We start from the raw sequence: 18,415 nt of genomic DNA, 5'->3' as shown, positions 1-18,415 counted from the left end.
TTATTCGGTTGTGCGTTGATTGAGCGTTCGGTTATTGCGGCAATTTGAAATCGATGGTCTGCGTGGCGAAGCCGTCGATCGGCGTGTCACCGCGTTTGGCCGGAATAAACTTCCAGTTCTTCACGGCGGCGACGGCGGCGTCATCCAGTTGCGGTTTGCCGCTGGATTTGGTCACCGTCACCGAACCTGCGCGACCGTTGGCCAGCACCTGAATGCGCAGCACCACGCTGCCTTCCCAATTGCGTCGTAGGGCTAGCGACGGGTATTCCGGCGGCGGGTTGCCGAGGCTGGCGAGGCCGGAAATCGCTGCCGATTCCTTCACCGGCCCGGGGGTTGCGGCAGGCGCTGGCGGCGCGCTCGGCGTGGCCGGTGCGGCGGGCGCAGCGGGTTGTGCCGGAGCGGGCGGGGCTTTCGGCGGCTCGACCTTTTTCACCGGTTTCGGCTTCTCGACCGGTTTCGGTTTTTCGATCGGCTTGGGTTTCTCTACCGGTTTCGGTGGAGGCTTGACCGCGTCTTCGTCTTCCACCGGTTGTTCCGGTTCCGGAGGCGGTGGCGGCGGAGGCGGGGGTGGCGGTTCCGGTGTGGGCGGTGCTGGTGGCGTCGGGCTGGTCAGCTCAACGGTCATTTCCGGGATCTGCGGTGGCGTCGGCAATGGCTCGGTTCGCGATTGCTGAAGAAACCACCAGGCGCCGCCATGTATCAGCGCCGACACAGCCACCAGCAACACCATCTGCTGTTTGTTCAAACCGCCGGGTTGCGAGGTATTGGCTTTAAAGGCCGGCCTGTCCGAGGGCGGCGGGATCGGTGCATCCCGCAACGGCCCCGGCAGGGTTCTGTGCTTTACCGCATCGTTCATTAAAGCTCCCTCGGGTTGATGAAGGGCAATAAGGTGCCGTCCGAACATGTGCGCCATGTTCGAGTGGGTGATTACAACTTTCTTATGGGTGTGCAGAAGCCGATAGTTGATCTATCCGTTTAACAAGGCTTATGCAAACTTACTGGCTTAGCGCCATCGACTTCGTGTGTTCATTACCCATTCCCTGGTTGTTCTTTTATTAAGGGAGACCGTTTCTGGTGTCTCATGGCTGTTACACATAGCAACCGCTGTGCCAAACGTTGCCGAAATGTAGAACTGTTATTTCACCAGTGTTACGCATGTCGCATTTATATAAGTTTTACCATTGGCACAGTTTTTCTCCGGGGCGCAGATTGCCGCAACTCCGGTTGGCGGAGCTTTTTTACAGGCGAGTCAGGCTGAACGCGATATCCGGCTGATCGGCGGGACAGAGCGGCTGCTTGGCTGGCGGCCACGGCACTTGCTGGTGCGCGGCGGACTGAATTGGTGCGGGCCAATGTTTTAGCGGGTCACGGGGTATGTTCCTTGTTTTTGTTTAAATGAAATCAATGTTTGAAGTATTGAGTAATTCAATTCGATGGAACACTTTGGTGCGCTTGCAAAGACACTGGAAGTTATTGTTCGACAATCCTGTTGCCGCTCAATCAATACCTCGTTTGGGCAGTAACGGTCCGAGTCCTATTTAAAAAATAAATAGCATGCCGCCATCGGCGAATGACTCATTGCCGAATGCAGCGTGCGGTTGTGGCGTCAGGTAATAAAGTAAGTGCAAAGGCCGCCGGGACTGTTCAGATGAACTCGGCGTTGTGCACGAATAAACGAAGAGAGGGTGATGCGGCAAAGCGTTTGAAGATTCACGCGGTGAACTCCTTGTTGCCAGCTCGGACACACGAACTTTTGGTTCGGTATCGCACCTTACAAGAACGCGGGTAGCGTTCGATGATTGCTCTTGGTGCGGGATGGGCACCATCAGCGCTGTTTTGCGAGGTTTGAATTCGCAAGTCGCGATTGCATGGGAAAAACGTGCCAAAACCGATACACATGCACAATTTTTCTACACCGGGCCTGCCGCCATCTACCCTTGGCAGAGGCTTAATTCGGGGGATCGGCTATGTACCAGCTCTACGGGCACAGAAATTCGGGCGCAGCCGCGATTGAAGCGGCGCTGGAGTTGTGCCAGATCGCCTACCGCTTCATTGATATCGAAGCCAGCGCCGAGGCCGCCGAGGCGTTGGCCAAACTCAATCCGCTGAAACAGATACCGACGTTGCAACTGCCAGACGGCAGTGCGCTGACCGAGAGCGCGGCGATTCTGATTCACCTGGGCCTGACGTTTCCGCAATCGGGGCTGCTGCCGGTGGAGGCGGCTGATCGCGATCAGGCCATTCGCGGCATGGTTTATATCGTCAGCAATTGCTACACGGCGGTCGGCGTCATCGATTATCCCGAGCGCTGGCTGGTGATGCCCGACGAAGCGTCGCGGCAGAACCTGATGGCTGGCGCCCGTGAGCGATTGCACTGGAGTTGGGAGGTGTTCGCCGACCAGTTTTCCGCCGAGTTGTATCTGGATGACGAAACGCCGGGCGCGCTGGATGTGCTGGCGGCGGTGGTGACGCGTTGGGCGGGGAGTCGCGAGCATTTGCGCCAGAGTCGGCCAGGGTTTTATGCGTGGTTGCAGCGGATTGACCGACACCCGGTGCTGGCGCCGGTGTTTGCCCGGCATTGGCCGTCCTGACTGAGATGATGGTTCCCACGCTCTGCGTGGTAACGCAGCCCGGGACGCTCTGCGTCCCAACGCGTGACGCAGAGCGTCACAGGAGGCATTCCCACGCGGAGCGTGGGAACGATCATAGGGGATGATCCTGAAAAGTTATTCCCCGCGAATGTACTGCTCAAGCTGTTTGATCAGTTCGGCCTGTTCGGCAATCGCTTCCTTGACCAGGTCACCAATCGACAGCAAGCCGATCAACTTGCCGTCCTGCACCACCGGCAAGTGACGCAGGCGTTTGTCGGACATGATGCCCAGGCAAGTGTCGACGGTTTGATGGGTGTCCACGGTGATCACGTTCGACACCATGATGTCGCGCACCGGGGTGCCGACCGATGAACGACCATGCAGCACCAGTTTGCGTGCGTAATCGCGTTCGCTGATGATGCCGACCACTTGTTCGTCTTCGACCACCAGCAAGGCGCCGACGTTTTTCTCGGCCATCTTCATCAGCGCTTCGAGCACCATGTGATCAGGCTTGATCTGGTGCACTTCCTGATTTTTCTGATCTTTGAGCTTGAGCAGTTGGGCGACGGTCTTCATGGCGGTTACTCAGGTGTTGTCGTTGTTATCCAAGCATCGTAGACGCAAGCGCGCAGGGCAAGGTGGCAAAGCGGCAGATAACACGCAAAAAACGTCATTTGCCGGGTTTTTCCACGGCTGCATGCGATTTATCGCCAACGTCATCCCAGGCAATGCCGCGTAGAATGCCCCCTGTTTCAATTTCCGAGGTTGCAGTGGTGGATTTACCGCAGGGCTTCGTCCTGACCCGGCATTGGCGTGATACCGCTGCCGGCACCGAAGTCGAGTTCTGGCTGGCGACCGACGCCGGGCCGCGCCGTGTGCGCTTGCCGCATCAACCGTCGGTGGCGTTCATCCCCGCCGAACAGCGCGCCGTCGCCGAGCGCCTGCTGCACGACGAAAAGAACGTCGAACTGCGCCCATTGCAATTGCAGGATTTCCAGCATCGCCCGGTGCTGGGTCTGTATTGCCAGCAACACGGTCAGTTGATGCGCCTGGATACCGCGCTCAACCGCAACGGTGTCGACGTCTACGAGGCCGACGTGCGCCCGCCGGAACGCTACCTGATGGAGCGTTTCATCACCGCCCCGGTGTTTTTCAGTGGCACTGCCGATGCCGAAGGCGTGTTGCTCAACGCCCATCTGAAACCGGCGCCGAATTACCGACCCAAGCTGCGGCTGGTCTCGCTGGACATCGAAACCACCGAAACCGGCGAGCTGTATTCGATTGCCCTGGAAGGCTGCGGTCAGCGTCAGGTGTACATGCTCGGTGCGCCGAACGGCGACGCCAGCATCGTCGACTTCGACCTCGAATACTGCGACTCGCGCACGTTGATTCTGAAGAAACTCAACGACTGGTTCGCACAGCACGACCCCGACGCGATCATCGGCTGGAACGTCGTGCAGTTCGATCTGCGCGTCCTTCATGAACACGCCCGGCGCCTCGGCGTGCCGCTGAAAATCGGGCGCGGCGGCGAAGAGATGCAGTGGCGTGAGCACGGCAGCCGTAATCACTATTTCGCCTCGGCGGCGGGGCGGCTGATCATCGACGGCATCGAATCCCTGCGTTCGGCGACCTGGAGTTTTCCGTCGTTCAGCCTGGAAAACGTCGCGCAAACCCTGCTCGGCGAAGGCAAGGCCATCGACAACCCGTACCAGCGCATGGACGAGATCAACCGCATGTTCGCCGAGGACAAACCGGCGCTGGCCAAGTACAACCTCAAGGACTGTGAACTGGTCACGCGGATCTTCGCCAAGACCGAGCTGCTGACGTTTTTGCTCGAGCGCGCCAGCGTCACCGGCTTGCCGGCGGATCGCAGCGGCGGCTCGGTGGCGGCGTTCACGCATTTGTATATGCCGTTGATGCACCGACAAGGTTTCGTCGCGCCAAACCTCGGCACCAATCCGCCGCAGGCCAGTCCCGGTGGTTTCGTTATGGACTCGCAACCGGGCCTGTACGAATCGGTGCTGGTGCTGGATTACAAGAGCCTGTATCCGTCGATCATTCGCACGTTCCTGATCGACCCGGTCGGGTTGATCGAAGGTTTGCAGCACCCCGACGACGCCGATTCCGTGCCGGGATTCCGTGGCGCACGTTTCTCACGCAACCGCCATTGCCTGCCGTCAATCGTTTCGCGGGTCGCCGAGGGCCGCGAGACCGCCAAACGCGAGCACAACGCGCCGTTGTCGCAAGCGCTGAAAATCATCATGAACGCGTTCTACGGCGTACTCGGCTCCAGCGGTTGCCGCTTCTTCGATACACGGCTGGCCTCATCAATCACCCTGCGCGGTCACGAAATCATGCTGCGCACGCGCAAGCTGATCGAAGAACAAGGCCACGCAGTGATTTACGGCGACACCGACTCGACGTTCGTCTGGCTGCGTCGTCCGCATGGGCAGGAGGAGGCGGCGAACATCGGCCATGCGCTGGTCAAGCACGTCAACGATTGGTGGCGCGAACATGTGCGCGAGGAATACGGCCTGGAAAGCGCCCTCGAATTGCAGTTCGAAATTCACTACAAACGCTTCCTGATGCCGACCATTCGCGGGGCGGAGGAGGGCAGCAAGAAGCGCTACGCCGGCCTTGTGACCCGCGCCGATGGCAGCGATGAAATGGTCTACAAAGGCCTGGAAACCGTGCGCACCGACTGGTCGCTGCTGGCCCGGCAGTTTCAGCAGGAACTGTACGAGCGGATCTTTCAGCGCAAGCCGTATCAGGATTACGTGCGTGACTACGTGCGCAAAACCCTCGCCGGCGAATTCGATGATCGGCTGGTCTACCGCAAGCGCCTGCGCCGCACCCTCGACGACTACGAACGCAACGTGCCGCCGCATGTGCGCGCGGCGCGTCTAGCCGATGATTACAACGCGCAACACGGCCGCCCACGGCAATATCAGAACGGCGGCTGGATAAGTTACGTCATCACCTTGGCCGGCCCGGAACCGCTGGAAGTGCGCCGCGCCGCCATCGACTACGACCACTACATTACCCGGCAACTGCAACCGGTAGCGGACGCGATTCTGCCGTTTGTCGACGACGATTTTTCAACCCTGATCGGTGGGCAACTGGGCCTGTTTTGAGTCGAGCAACTGCAGCGTCCACTCATCGAGGATGCCGTGGAAGTAGCGCTCCAGCGCTTGGTTGAACAGGCTGTCCTCAGCGGCAAACTCTGCGAACAGGGTCATTGAGGAATGGAATTTCAGGTCATCGGGGTGGCCGAAAATCTGCGCAATCGAGCGTTGCTGCACGTTCAGCACCAACTGCGTGCAGATCCGCAGCCGCGCGCCGAGCAGTTCATGCTCCAGATAAGCCCGGGCTTCCTCGGCTGAACCGATGGCGAAGCGCCGGGACATTTCACTGCCGCCCAGACCCGCGAACTGCGGAAAGACAAACCACATCCAGTGGCTGCGTTTGCGGCCTTCGTCGAGTTCGCGTTGCACGCGCTCGAACACCGGATCCTGGGCCTGAACAAAGCGTTGCAGGTTGAACGGGTCGTACTGATCAGTGCTTCTCATAACCAAGCCCGCCAGTCGGCAGCGGCTCAGACCATGGCCAGCCGCTGCTTGCGTTGTGGCGCTTGAAACGCTTGGTCCAGCGCCGCCAGATCCCCGGCCTCCAGTTGCAGCTGCGCCGCTTGTGCATTGAGTTGCACGTGCTCGGGTCGCACAGCCTTGGGAATCGCAATCACGCCATCCTGACGCAGAATCCACGCCAGCGAAACCTGTGCTGGGGTCACGCCGTGACGAGTGGCAATGTCTTTCAGCACCGGTTCGGCAAGCATGGCGCCGCCCTGACCGATCGGGCAGTAGGCCATCAGCGGCATGCGCTGGTGCTGGCACCACGGCAACAGATCGAATTCGATGCCGCGTTCTTCGAGGTTGTAGAGCACCTGATTGGTCGCGCAGACCGAACTGGAGAGTTCTTCGAGATCGTCGACATCGAAATTCGACACGCCCCAACGACCGATCTTGCCGTCCTCGCGCAGGCGTTCGAAGGCTTCGACGGTTTCCTCCAGCGGGTACTGACCGCGCCAGTGCAGCAGATAGAGATCGATGTAGTCGGTGTCGAGCCGGCGCAAGCTACGCTCGCAGGCCTGCGGGATACCTTTGCGGCTGGCGTTGTGCGGGTAGACCTTGCTGACCAGGAACACCTGATCGCGAATGCCGGCGATGGCTTCGCCAACCACGCTTTCGGCGCCGCCCTCGGCGTACATTTCGGCGCTGTCGATCAGGGTCATGCCCAGCTCGATCCCCGTGCGCAGGGCCGCGACTTCACGCTTGTGCGCCGAACGGTCTTCGCCCATGCGCCAGGTGCCCTGACCGATCACCGGAACCTGCACGCCGGCCAATTCAAGGGTACGCATTCAAACCTCCTAGTTGAAAGTGTCGATACCTTTAGTGGGCAGCAGGATAGACCAGATCGTTCCCACGCTTTGCGAGGGAACGCCTCAATGGACGCAGAGCGTCCCGGGCTGCATTCCCACGCGGATCGTGGGAACGATCAAAAGATCGCAGCGTGCCGCAGCTCCTACAGGGAAAGGCTTAACTGCAGGAGCTGCGGCACGCTGCGATCTTTTGATCTTCGCTTTTATTTCGCGCTGAACTTCAACACCACGCTGTGGCTGTAGGTCTGCCCCGGATCGAGGCGAGTGCTCGGGAAGTCCGGCTGATTCGGCGAATCCGGATAGTGCTGAGTCTCGAGGGTAAACGCGCCCCAGTGCGGATACACTTTGCCGCCCTTGCCCTTGACGGTGCCGTCGAGGAAGTTGCTGGTGTAGAACTGCACACCCGGTTCCGTGGTGAACAGCTGCAGAACGCGACCGGACTGCGGATCGCTGACTTCAGTGGCGACTTTGCTGATATCGCCTTTGGTATCCAGCGCCCAGTTGAAATCGAAGCCGCCCTGTTTCGGTTCAGCGAATTTCAGCTGCGGGTGATCCGCCTTGATGTGCGTGCCAATCGCCGTTGGTTTGGTGAAATCCATCGGCGTGCCGGCCACGGGCGCCAGTTCACCGGTTGGAATCAGTTTGGCCGTCACCGGCGTGTAATGGCTGGCGTGCAGGGTCGCGACCTGTTTAAGAATGTCGCCATTGCCGGCGCCAGCGAGGTTGAAGTAGCTGTGGTTGGTCAGGTTGAGCACCGTTGGCTTGTCGGTGCTGGCCTTGTAGTCGATGCGCAGTTCGTTGTTGTCAGTGAGGCGATAAGTCACTTCAGTGGTGAGATTGCCGGGGAAGCCCATTTCGCCATCCGCCGACAGATAGGTCAGGGTCACGCCGACCGAATCCTTGTCCTTGGTTTCCTCGGCTTTCCAGACTTTCTTGTCAAAGCCCTGAGTGCCGCCGTGCAGTGCGTTGGACTTGTCGTTCTGCGGCACTTGATAGCGCTTGCCGTCGAGTTCGAACGCGCCGTCCGCCAGGCGATTGCCGAAGCGGCCGATGGTCGCGCCAAAGTAGGCGGTGCCTTTCTGATAGCCCTGCACATCGTCGAAACCGAGCACCACGTCGTCGAACTTGCCGTGCTTGTCGGCGACTTTCAGCGATTGCAGGGTCGCGCCGTAGGTGATGACGGTGGCTTGCATGCCGTGGCTGTTGCGCAGGATGTATTGCTCGACGGGCGTACCGTCATTGGTTTTGCCGAAAGCTTTGTGTTCAGCGGTCAGGCCCGCCGCGTTGGCGGAAAGGGTGGCGATCATCAGGGACAGTCCGAGGCCGGAGAGCAGGTGACGGGGTTGCAGCATGGTAGACCTTCCTTCTTGTTGTTGTTTTAAAAACGGAACTAGTCAGGCTATTTATTGATTGAATAGAAATTTATAGCCGATTAATCGTTTATTTCAACCATAAAGACAGACTAATTGGTTGTGGCGAAGGTGCCGGAGGTCGGCTGGTCATGTGCAACACTGCACTTTTCCGCAATCGGCGGCTCTATCCATGGCCAGGATGCGGTGACCCCCGCCGCACAGGAACGTGCCTGATCGAGAATTCATGCCGAGCGCTCTTCATCTGATTGCCCCTTTCTTTCGTCGTCCGTGCGTGTTGCTCGTCTGTTTGTCGTCGCTGCTGATCAGCGGCTGCAGCCATCAGGACGGCAACGGTTTCTTCAACCAGATGCGTGACGGCAAGCCGCAGGAATTCTTGCAGACCAGCGTCGATCGCATGGCCACCCTGGCAATGCGCGACAACCTCAACAGCCTCTACCGCTTGCAGGGCAAGTTGTACTTGCGCAACCCGGACGAGCTGCGCAAGTCAGGGTTTCTCAACATCCATGCCGCGGTGAAACAGGTGCGCATGGCCATCGAGCAGCAACAGCCGCTGCCGGTGTTGGGCGGTCGCAAGGATCTGGCAGCGCTCAGCTATGCGATGAGCCCGGAGTTTCGCGGTGACCGTGTCGGCGCGTTCATCTACGCGATCGGCAGCATGCTGGTCACCGCCCACGGCAATCGCACCGAGTTCTATATGACGGACGCGATCAACCCGACGTTCGTCCACAACGCCGCGCGCAATATCGAAAAAGCCACGTGGATTCTGTCGCAACGGCAGAACACCGCCGGCCAGCCACTGTTGTTTTCCAATGAGATCTCGGAGGAGGGCACCAACCTGAGTTTCGCCACCGAGTTCGGCAAGATCGTTGCGCGACTGGATTTGATCACGCAGATGCTTGATGAGCGTTATCGGCGGATCGGCCTTAACTACGCGCAGAGTCTGTTGTTTCTGAATTTCCTGCCGGTGCAGTGAGACCGGTGGAGCGGATGACAATGAATGCAGCACAAAACCTGTGGGAGCTGGCTTGCCAGCGATGGCGGTGGGTCAGGCAAAAATATGTTGCCTGGCCCGGCCTCATCGCTGGCAAAGCCAGCTCCCACAAGTTTTTGTGGTGCACATTGATCCAATAGTGAAGGTTATTTTTGTATACAATCCGTCACCGTTATTGATCAAAATGGAGCTGCACCTGTCATGACCGACCCCGCAAGCGCCGATTTCAGCCGCGTCGACCGCACCGCCCGTGCGGACAAATTGCCCTATGCCGCGTTGCTGGCCTTCGCCATGACCGGCTTCATTGCCATCCTCACCGAAACTTTGCCGGCCGGGCTACTTCCGCAAATCGGCGCCGGGCTCAACGTCAGCGAAGTGCTCGCCGGCCAACTGGTCACGCTGTATGCGCTGGGCTCGATTGTCGCGGCGATTCCGCTGACGGTCGCCACACGCGGCTGGCCTCGGCGGCGAGTGTTGTTGATGACGGTTGGCGGATTTCTGGTGTTCAACACCATCACCACGTTCTCCAGTCATTACGGCCTGACCCTGGCCTCGCGTTTTCTCGCCGGAATGGCGGCGGGGCTGTCATGGGGGATCATGGCCGGTTATGCGCGCGGTATCGTGCCGGTGCATCAGCAGGGGCGGGCGCTGGCGATTGCCATGCTCGGCACGCCGGTGGCGTTGTCACTGGGCACGCCGGCGGGCACGTGGCTGGGCAATCTGATCGGCTGGCGCGCGTCGTTCGGGATCATGTCGGCGCTGGCCCTGGTGCTGGCGGCGTGGATCGTCATCGCCGTGCCGGATCGCCCGGGACAAACCAGCGAAGAACGCCTACCGTTACTCGAATCGTTGCGTCTGCCGGGCGTGCGACCGGTGCTGTTCGTGGTGCTGACGTGGATGCTCGGGCACAACATTCTCTACACCTACATTGCGCCGTTTCTGACGCAGGCCGGGCTGGCTGACCGCGTCGATCTGGTGCTGCTGGTGTTCGGCCTGTGTTCGCTGGGCGGCATCTGGATCATCGGCTTGCTGGTGGATCGCTGGTTGCGCTGGCTGACGCTGATCAGCCTCGCGGTTTTTGCCTTGACTGCATGGGTGCTGGCGTTGGCGGCGTCATCACCGATGGTTATTTACGCGTGCATGGCGGTGTGGGGCTTGTCGTTTGGCGGCTCGGCCACCTTGTTGTTGACCTCGGCGGCGGACTCGGCGGGTGATCACGTCGACGTGGTGCAAGCGATGCTCACCACCTCGTGGAACGTGGCGATTGCCGGTGGCGGCTTGTTCGGCGGCTTGTTGCTGGATCGGGCCGGAGCGATGTCATTTCCGTGGGCGTTGTTGATTCTGTCGCTGATTGCCTTGGCTACGGTGTGGAGCAACAAAACCCACAGTTTCAAACCGGGGCGGCGAGTGCACTGAGTTTTGTCCATCACACATTCCCTGTGGGAGCTGGCTTGCCAGCGATTACGGTGTGTCAGTCAACGGATCAGCTAACTGACAAACCCTCATCGCGGGCAAGCCCGCTCCCACAGGTTCCTGCGTTGAATTCGATATGGCATAACGATAGACCGCATCGATATATGTGGTTATAAGAAAAATCGCTATGCTGCGGGCCAGATTTTTCCTGTCGTTTTTCTGGACGTGTTAATGGAATTGGCGAATTTCGGCCTGGTGATTGCCGGGCTGGTGGTGGGGTTTATTGTCGGCATGACCGGTGTCGGCGGTGGTTCGTTGATGACACCGATCCTGCTGTGGTTCGGCATCAACCCGGCAACCGCGGTGGGTACTGACCTGCTGTACGCCGCCATTACCAAATCCAGCGGCGTGCTCGTTCATCGCAAAAACAAGAATATCGACTGGGCCATCACTGGCTGGCTGACCCTCGGCAGCGTGCCGGCGGTGGCCATGACCTTGTGGTTCCTCAGTACCCTGCATACCGCGCCGGACGCGATGAACGCCATCATCAAACAGGCCTTGGGCTTTGTATTGTTCGCCACGGCGCTGGCGATTTTCTTCAAGAAACGCTTGCTCGACTTCGCCCACAAACGCGCCGGCGGCAACTACAACCCGAGCGGCTCGCGCCTGAATGTGTTGACCGTGATCACCGGTCTGGTCCTCGGCACCATGGTCGCCCTGACCTCGATTGGTGCTGGCGCCCTCGGCACCGTCGCGTTGTTCATCCTCTATCCGCTGCTGCCGACCCGTCGTCTGGTCGGCACCGAAATCGCCCACGCCGTGCCGCTGACCCTGGTCGCCGGTCTTGGCCACGCGAGCATGGGCAACATGGATTGGGGTGTACTGGGTTTCCTGTTGGTCGGCTCGTTGCCAGGCATCTGGCTCGGCAGCCACCTGACCGGGCGCATCTCCGATGAAGTGCTGCGCCCGTGCCTGGCGACGATGCTGGTGTTGATCGGTTACAAACTGGCGTTCTGAGTGGTGAATTTCATCACCGTCACCGGCAAGTCCTCGTATACCAGTTCCTCAAGCACCTCCCAACCCAGTCGCGCATAGAGCGACTGCGACGTGTCGGTGTACAGATACAACTCCCGCACACCCAGCGCCGCCGCTTCAGCAACCACTCGATTGACCAGTTGCGAAGCAATCCCGCGACCGCGTTCCTCAGCCTTCACATAAACCCCGGCCAGCCATGGCGTCAGGTTTGGCCGCAGTTTCAGATCGCTCTCGATCAGTAATGCCCCACCGAGCAAACGCGAACCGTCGAGCGCCACCACCACGCTGGGCACCGTGCCTTTGCCGCAGGATGCGCGCATGTGTTCGATGCGGTCCTCGACGGTTTGCCCGGGACGAAACTCGCCCCATTCCTCAAAGTTGAGGGTCGCCAGTTCTTCGATCAATTCGGGGTGATCGCACAGGTAATCGATGTGCATGCGGGTGAACTCCATTTCGTTGGCACAACCTCCACCCTAATGCGGTCATAAAAGGTAATCAAATCCGGGTTGCGATCACGTCTGTGATGTTGCGCAATGTCGCGCCTGTCCTAAGCTTCTGACTAGGCGAGACATATTTGCCGGTCACTGCCGGAACAATCGCCACGATGCGCAATCATTAGAGCGTGGATATCAAAAGGAGATGCGCATGCTCATCAGGTCACTGACCCTGACACTCTTGCTGGCGATTGCCGGCCCCTTGTTCGCCGCTGACAACGATTCGCCCATTGCTGGAGATCTGGGCCGCGCCCGACCGCTGATCGTGATCGCACAAAGCACCGTCGATCCCGTGTGGGTCGCCCTCAAGAAGTCGCTGGAAGACCCCGCGAATAAAAAAGGCGTCACCGACCGCAACATCAAGGTCTACACCATCCTCAACATGTCCGGCCAACTCGACGGCAAGGACATGGGCCAGCAAGACACCATGGCGCTGCTGCGCTCGCTGAAGCTGGGTGCCGGGGCCTACCCGAAAGTGTTCCTGGTGGGCAAGGACGGCGAAACCAAGCTTTCGGCGTCGGGAGAAGAGGCGAAGGCGGTGGATTTGAAGAAGATCTTCGACACCATCGACGCCATGCCCATGGCCGAGAAGGAAGCGGCCGCTGCTGCTGCGGCTCAGGCACCAGCCGCTGCCGAGCCGGAACCGGCGAAAGGTGCGAAGAACGCCAAACCGACCAAGCCGGCGAAACCGAGCAAACCGCCGGAAATGCCGGATGATTGATCGCGTAAGCGAGCAATGAAAAAACGGGCGATCTCAGCAAGATCGCCCATTTTTTTGTCTGCAAAAAAGAACGCAGCCTGCGGCAGTTCCTACAGGATCGGGTTTTCACTCGGTCGACGTAGGAGCTGCCGCAGGCTGCGATCTTTTGCTTTTCAGTCAGCCACAGCGCTGAGGATTTTATGAGCGATCTTCACCCGCTCAGGAATCGGGAAATTCTTGTTGGCCATGATCACTATGCCGACACCCTTGCTCGGCACAAACGCCACGTAGGTCCCGAAACCACCGGTCGATCCCGTCTTGTTGATCAGCACGTCATGGGGTTGCGGTTGCGGCGGATTCAGCCACTGCGCTTTGTGCGCTTCCATGGCCATTTCCGTCGAGTTGCCGGCAAGCAAGCGGTCGAGGCTGATCGGGTAGCGGTACATTTCCCAACCCAAACCTTGAGTCATGTCGCCGACCGTGTAGTAACCGGTGTGCGTGTTGGCGATGGTTTTTTGCAGGGACGCTTCCAGCGTTTCGGGTTTCAGGTTGGCCTGCACGTAGCGCAGCATGTCCACGGCGCTGGTTTTCACGCCATAGGCTTGCGCATCCAGCGCGCCGGGGGTGACGCGCACCGGTTTGCCGTCCTTGTTGTAGCCCTGCGCGTACAGGTTCATTTGTGCGTCGGGCACGCTGAGGTAGGTGTGTTGCAGGCCAAGTTTCGGCAGCAGGGTTTGCGTCATCGCCTGATCAAACGGCTGGCCGAGGCTTTTTGCGGCCAGATAGCCGAACAGTCCAAGGCTTGGATTGGAATACTGGCGGTGGCTGCCTGCCGGAAAAAGCGGTTTCCACTGTTGGAAATAGCCGAGCATCTTGTCGGACGAATCCCATTGCGCCGGGAATTGCAGGGGCAAACCGCCGGCGCTGTAAGTGCCCAGTTGCAGCACGCTGATGCGGTCGAAGGCGCTGCCTTTCAATTCCGGCCAGAGCTGGCTGGCCTTGGCCGACAGGTCCAGTTTGCCGGTGGCCTGGGCGTAACCGGCGAGCGTCGCGGTGAAGGTTTTGCTCACCGAGCCGATTTCGAACAGGGTGTTTTCGCTGACTTTCTGCCCGGTGTCTTTCGCCGCCACACCGTAGTTAAAGTAATGCGCCTGACCGTTGATGGTGAGCGCCACGGTCAGGCCGGGAATGTCCTGTTGTTGCATCACCGGCGTCACCGCATCGTTGACCAGCGCTTGCAACTGCGCGTCGCTGGGTACGGCGGCCAGGCAGGAGGTGGCGCCGAACAACAGGCCAAAAGCGGCGCAGGGAATGACTTTGCTCGATTGAAGGGATGACATGAATGAACCACTCTCCATGAGTGTTGATAGTGTTATCCCGCTACACTGCGGGCGATTTATTCGTTGCGCGGCTGATCAGCGCCGCCAATTTAGGCAGTGTCGCGAGGTTCGGCAAACGATGAAATCTCGCACGAGCCATTAGAAAAATTCGGGACTGGGCATGATTCGACCTCAATTGCCGCTCAATGCACTGCGCGCCTTCGAAGCCTCGGCGCGTCACTTGAGCTTCACCCGCGCAGCGGTGGAACTGTGCGTCACGCAAGCGGCGGTCAGCCATCAGGTCAAAAGCCTGGAGGCACAACTCAACGTTACCTTGTTCAAACGCCTGCCCCGTGGGCTGATGCTCACCAGCGAAGGCGAAACCTTGCTGCCGGTGCTGAGCACCTCGTTCGATCACATCGCGCAGATGCTCGAGCGCCTCGCCGGTGGCCAGTATCGCGAAATGTTGACCGTCGGCGCGGTCGGCACCTTCGCCGTAGGTTGGCTGTTGCCGAGGCTGGCGGACTTTCGGGCGAAACATCCGCTGCTGGATTTGCGTCTGTCGACGAACAACAACCGTGTGGATGTGGCGGCGGAAGGGCTGGATTACGCGATCCGCTTTGGCGCCGGGGCGTGGCATGGCATCGAGGCGACGAGTCTGCTGGAGGCGCCGCTGTCGGTGTTGTGTGTGCCGGAAATCGCTCGGCAATTGCAGGCGCCGGGGGATCTGTTGCAGCAAACCCTGCTGCGTTCCTATCGCACCGATGAATGGCCGCAATGGTTTCAGGCCGCCGGACTGGCGACTCATGCCGCACCGCCGCAAAGCATCGTGTTCGATTCATCGCTGGCGATGATGGAAGCGGCGTTGCAGGGGGGTGGGGTGGCGTTGGCGCCACCGCTGATGTTTGCCCGGCAACTGGCGGCGGAGGTGATTTGCCAGCCGTTTGCGGTTGAGATCACGACGGGGAGTTACTGGTTGACGCGGTTGCAGTCGCGGCCTGAAACGGCGGCGATGCTCGCCTTTAAAAACTGGCTGCTACAGATCTCTGTCTGATTCACATCGTCCCTGTGGGAGCTGGCTTGCCAGCGATAGGGCCGGACCGGCCAACATCGATGTCGGCTGACCCACCGCTATCGCTGGCAAGCCAGCTCCCACAGGTTCATTTGTCAGAATACAAAATCTGATTCAACCCAGCCTTGTGTTCAACGCACCAGACACGGCCGCTTGTTATCGAACTTCCACCCAGGAATCAGAAACTGCATCGCCACGCTGTCATCCCGCGCGCCGAGGCCCATGCCTTTGTACAGTTCGTGCGCCTTGGACACTTGGTCCATATCCAGCTCGACACCCAGCCCCGGTTTTTTCGGCACCTGCACCAGACCGTCGACAATTTGCAGCGGCGCTTTGGTCAACCGCTGACCGTCCTGCCAGATCCAGTGAGTGTCGATGGCGGTGATGTCGCCCGGTGCGGCAGCCGCGACATGGGTGAACATCGCCAGCGAGATATCGAAGTGATTGTTGGAGTGCGAGCCCCAGGTCAGGCCCCACTCATGGCACATCTGCGCCACGCGCACCGAACCCTGCATGGTCCAGAAATGCGGGTCGGCCAGCGGAATGTCCACCGACTGCAGCTGAATCGCGTGGCCCATCTCACGCCAGTCGGTGGCGATCATGTTGGTGGCGGTTTTCAGTCCGGTGGCGCGGCGAAATTCGGCCATCACTTCACGGCCCGAATAACCGTTTTCTGCACCGCACGGGTCTTCGGCGTAAGCCAGAACGTGATGCTGATCGCGGCACAAACGGATGGCTTCTTTCAGTGACCACGCGCCGTTCGGATCGAGGGTGATGCGCGCGTCGGGGAAGCGCTCGGCCAGTGCCGTCACCGCTTCGATTTCGGCATCGCCGCTGAACACGCCGCCCTTGAGTTTGAAGTCCTTGAAACCGTACTTCGCATGTGCCGCTTCGGCGAGACGCACCACCGCTTCGGCGCTCATGGCTTTCTCGTGGCGGACGCGGAACCAGTCATTGTCGGCGTCCGGTTCGCTGCGATAGGCGAGGTCGGTTTCGCGCTGATCACCGACGTAGAAGAGATAGCCGAGCATCTTCACTTCATCGCGTTGCTGCCCTTCACCGAGCAGCGCCGCGACCGGCACATCAAGATGCTGGCCGAGCAAGTCGAGCAGGGCGGCTTCAAGGCCGGTGACGGCGTGAATGGTGATGCGCAGGTCAAACGTCTGCAGGCCACGACCACCGGCATCTCGGTCGGCGAAGGTCTGGCGCACTTGATTGAGGATCTTCTGATACGTGCCGATCGGGCTGCCGATCACCAGGCTGCGCGCGTCTTCCAGGGTCTGGCGAATGCGCTCGCCACCGGGCACTTCACCGACGCCGGTGTGGCCGGCGTTGTCTTTGAGAATAACGATGTTGCGGGTGAAAAACGGCCCGTGGGCGCCGCTGAGATTGAGCAACATGCCATCGTGGCCGGCCACCGGGATGACTTGCATGTCGGTGATGATCGGGGCTTTGGCGGTGTCGTGTGCGGTCATGGTTTTATCCTTTTAATAAAGAGTTCAGGCGTGCTTTGGCGCAGCTTCAACCACGGCAATTTCAGCCGCCGGTTTCGGTGCGGTGCGCGCGAAGAAAACAATGATGGCGGCGATGATCGAGGTCGCGGCCAGACCATAGAGGCCGCCCTGAATCGAACCGGTGTGTTCTTCGAGCAAGCCGAACGTGGTCGGCGCGACGAAGCCGCCGAGATTGCCCACTGAGTTGATCAACGCGATCACCGCTGCAGCGATCCGCGCATCCAGATACGCCTGGGGAATCGGCCAGAACAACGACGATGCCGATTTGAAACCCAGCGCGGCAAAACAGATCGCGACAAAGGCAAAGATCGGCCCGCCGGTGGTGGACATGAACATCCCCGCAGCGGCGATCAACAGCGCGGTGGCGACCCACGCCTGCTGGTGTTTCCACTTGGCCGAGAACGAGGCGAAGGCGTACATGCCGATGATCGACAGCAACCACGGAATCGAGTTGAACAGGCCGACCTGGAAGTCGCTCATCTCGCCCATTTTCTTGATGATGCTCGGCAGCCAGAAGGTCGCCGCGTAGATGGTCAATTGAATGAAGAAATAGATCAGGCAGAACAGAATGATCTGGCGATCCTTGAGCAGTTTGCCCATCGATGGCCGGATCGGCGTCGCAGCTTCACGGGCCTTTTGCTCTGCGTCGATGGCGTTGACCAGTGCGTCCTGTTCGGCGCGGGTCAGCCATTTCGCATCGTGGGGTTTGGCGTCGAGCCAGAACCAGACGAAGACGCACAGGCACACCGAAAACATCCCTTCGATGAAATACATCCATTGCCAGCCGTGCATGCCCAGCCCGTTGATTTGCAGGAGCAGGCCGGACAACGGGCCGGAGATCAACGAGGCTACGGCGGAGCCGCTGAGGAAGATTGCAATCGCCTTGCCGCGTTCAGCGCCGGGCAGCCAGCGGGTGAAGTAGTAGATCACGCCGGGGAAAAACCCGGCCTCGGCGACGCCCAGCAAAAAGCGCAGCACATAGAAGTGGGTTTCGTTCTGAATGAACGCCATGCCGGCGGCGACCAGGCCCCAGGTGAACATGATCCGCGTCAGCCAGATGCGTGCGCCGACTTTCTGCAGGAGCATGTTGGACGGAACTTCGAACAGCGCGTAACCGATGAAGAACAAACCGGCGCCGAAGCCGTAGGCGGCGGCACCAATACCGAGGTCGTGTTCCATGTGAGTGCGGACGAAACCGATGTTCACTCGGTCAATGTAATTGACGATGAACATGATCACGAAGAGCGGCAGGACGTGGCGTTTCACTTTCGAGATGGCCGAGGCGAGTGTCGAATCGACGCCCTCGTTCATCCCGGAGACGGAGGTTTTCACTTGGTTTTCTCCCACTGATTATTTTTATGCGGGGTAGGGCTGGGTGCTGCGTTGTTGATAGACATCATACAACTGCGTTTTTTTGTCCTACAAGTGGGGAAGGCCGATTAATTTTGTCTGGAACGCTGGTTTTTTATGCAATT

At 59.6% G+C, this 18,415-nt stretch carries 16 protein-coding genes; 7 read left to right on the top strand and 9 right to left on the bottom strand.

From position 1 onward, the window contains the following. Positions 1 to 31 precede the first annotated feature (31 nt). Entirely contained in the window at positions 32 to 856 is an 825-nt protein-coding gene (locus tag AC3Y64_RS18565; RefSeq protein WP_489984805.1) for an energy transducer TonB, read from the bottom strand. A 1,111-nt stretch (positions 857 to 1,967) separates the two neighbouring features. Between AC3Y64_RS18565 and AC3Y64_RS18560 the strand changes: the two genes are divergently transcribed. Continuing rightward, on the top strand, positions 1,968 to 2,591 hold the full coding sequence (locus AC3Y64_RS18560; protein ID WP_489984804.1) for a glutathione S-transferase N-terminal domain-containing protein: 624 nt from the start codon (positions 1,968 to 1,970) through the stop codon (positions 2,589 to 2,591). A gap of 135 nt (positions 2,592 to 2,726) precedes the next feature. Here AC3Y64_RS18560 and AC3Y64_RS18555 read toward each other — a convergent pair whose 3' ends face one another. Further along, the gene (locus AC3Y64_RS18555; protein ID WP_236431572.1) at positions 2,727 to 3,167 is read right to left on the bottom strand and encodes a CBS domain-containing protein; all 441 of its coding nucleotides are present in this window, start codon (positions 3,165 to 3,167) and stop codon (positions 2,727 to 2,729) included. Positions 3,168 to 3,364: 197 nt separating this feature from the next. Between AC3Y64_RS18555 and AC3Y64_RS18550 the strand changes: the two genes are divergently transcribed. Continuing rightward, positions 3,365 to 5,725 (top strand): DNA polymerase II, encoded by a 2,361-nt coding sequence (locus AC3Y64_RS18550; protein WP_489987996.1) that lies wholly within the window; start codon positions 3,365 to 3,367, stop codon positions 5,723 to 5,725. On the opposite strand, the gene AC3Y64_RS18545 is transcribed toward AC3Y64_RS18550, so the two are convergent. The 3 genes from AC3Y64_RS18545 to AC3Y64_RS18535 all read right to left on the bottom strand — a co-directional run bounded on the left by AC3Y64_RS18545 (position 5,690) and on the right by AC3Y64_RS18535 (position 8,381). Next, positions 5,690 to 6,160, bottom strand: a complete 471-nt coding sequence (locus tag AC3Y64_RS18545) for a DUF1810 domain-containing protein (RefSeq protein ID WP_489984803.1) — start codon at positions 6,158 to 6,160, stop codon at positions 5,690 to 5,692. The two genes, AC3Y64_RS18550 and AC3Y64_RS18545, sit on opposite strands and share 36 nt — an antisense overlap. A 26-nt stretch (positions 6,161 to 6,186) precedes the next feature. Next, positions 6,187 to 7,008 carry an aldo/keto reductase gene (locus AC3Y64_RS18540; protein ID WP_489984802.1) on the bottom strand — a complete coding sequence of 274 codons (822 nt, stop codon included), beginning with the start codon at positions 7,006 to 7,008 and terminating at the stop codon, positions 6,187 to 6,189. 224 nt (positions 7,009 to 7,232) lie between these two features. Continuing rightward, positions 7,233 to 8,381, bottom strand: a complete 1,149-nt coding sequence (locus AC3Y64_RS18535; protein WP_489984801.1) for an aldose epimerase family protein — start codon at positions 8,379 to 8,381, stop codon at positions 7,233 to 7,235. A gap of 244 nt (positions 8,382 to 8,625) precedes the next feature. Between AC3Y64_RS18535 and AC3Y64_RS18530 the strand changes: the two genes are divergently transcribed. The 3 genes from AC3Y64_RS18530 (at position 8,626) to AC3Y64_RS18520 (ending at position 11,823) form a co-directional block, all read left to right on the top strand. Then, positions 8,626 to 9,375: a hypothetical protein gene (locus tag AC3Y64_RS18530; RefSeq protein WP_489984800.1), complete on the top strand. Its 750-nt coding sequence runs from the start codon at positions 8,626 to 8,628 to the stop codon at positions 9,373 to 9,375. 219 nt (positions 9,376 to 9,594) lie between these two features. Further along, a complete protein-coding gene (locus tag AC3Y64_RS18525) occupies positions 9,595 to 10,809 on the top strand; it encodes an MFS transporter (protein ID WP_489984799.1) in 1,215 nt (404 codons plus the stop codon). A 228-nt stretch (positions 10,810 to 11,037) separates the two neighbouring features. After that, positions 11,038 to 11,823: a sulfite exporter TauE/SafE family protein gene (locus AC3Y64_RS18520; protein WP_158959919.1), complete on the top strand. Its 786-nt coding sequence runs from the start codon at positions 11,038 to 11,040 to the stop codon at positions 11,821 to 11,823. Here AC3Y64_RS18520 and AC3Y64_RS18515 read toward each other — a convergent pair. Continuing rightward, a complete protein-coding gene (locus AC3Y64_RS18515) occupies positions 11,805 to 12,278 on the bottom strand; it encodes a GNAT family N-acetyltransferase (protein WP_489984798.1) in 474 nt (157 codons plus the stop codon). The genes AC3Y64_RS18520 and AC3Y64_RS18515 overlap by 19 nt on opposite strands. A 208-nt stretch (positions 12,279 to 12,486) precedes the next feature. On the opposite strand from AC3Y64_RS18515, the gene AC3Y64_RS18510 reads away from it, so the two are divergent. Continuing rightward, positions 12,487 to 13,056, top strand: a complete 570-nt coding sequence (locus AC3Y64_RS18510; RefSeq protein ID WP_489984797.1) for a DUF4174 domain-containing protein — start codon at positions 12,487 to 12,489, stop codon at positions 13,054 to 13,056. A gap of 152 nt (positions 13,057 to 13,208) precedes the next feature. Here the strand turns inward: AC3Y64_RS18510 and ampC are convergent, their stop codons facing one another. Further along, positions 13,209 to 14,375 (bottom strand): class C beta-lactamase, encoded by a 1,167-nt coding sequence (ampC, locus tag AC3Y64_RS18505; protein WP_489984796.1) that lies wholly within the window; start codon positions 14,373 to 14,375, stop codon positions 13,209 to 13,211. Between the two features lie 160 nt (positions 14,376 to 14,535). On the opposite strand from ampC, the gene AC3Y64_RS18500 reads away from it, so the two are divergent. Further along, positions 14,536 to 15,408: a LysR family transcriptional regulator gene (locus AC3Y64_RS18500; RefSeq protein ID WP_489984795.1), complete on the top strand. Its 873-nt coding sequence runs from the start codon at positions 14,536 to 14,538 to the stop codon at positions 15,406 to 15,408. Positions 15,409 to 15,557: 149 nt separating this feature from the next. On the opposite strand, the gene gudD is transcribed toward AC3Y64_RS18500, so the two are convergent. Beyond that, positions 15,558 to 16,901 carry a glucarate dehydratase gene (gene gudD / locus AC3Y64_RS18495; protein ID WP_489984794.1) on the bottom strand — a complete coding sequence of 448 codons (1,344 nt, stop codon included), beginning with the start codon at positions 16,899 to 16,901 and terminating at the stop codon, positions 15,558 to 15,560. A 24-nt stretch (positions 16,902 to 16,925) separates the two neighbouring features. After that, the gene (locus tag AC3Y64_RS18490; protein WP_489984793.1) at positions 16,926 to 18,272 is read right to left on the bottom strand and encodes an MFS transporter; all 1,347 of its coding nucleotides are present in this window, start codon (positions 18,270 to 18,272) and stop codon (positions 16,926 to 16,928) included. Between the last annotated feature and the right edge of the window lie 143 nt (positions 18,273 to 18,415).

Source organism: Pseudomonas sp. 4CAES_32.4 (genome assembly GCF_058136335.1).
The sequence above is the reverse complement of the archived record's forward strand: the minus strand, read 5'-3'. Positions and strand labels throughout refer to the sequence as shown.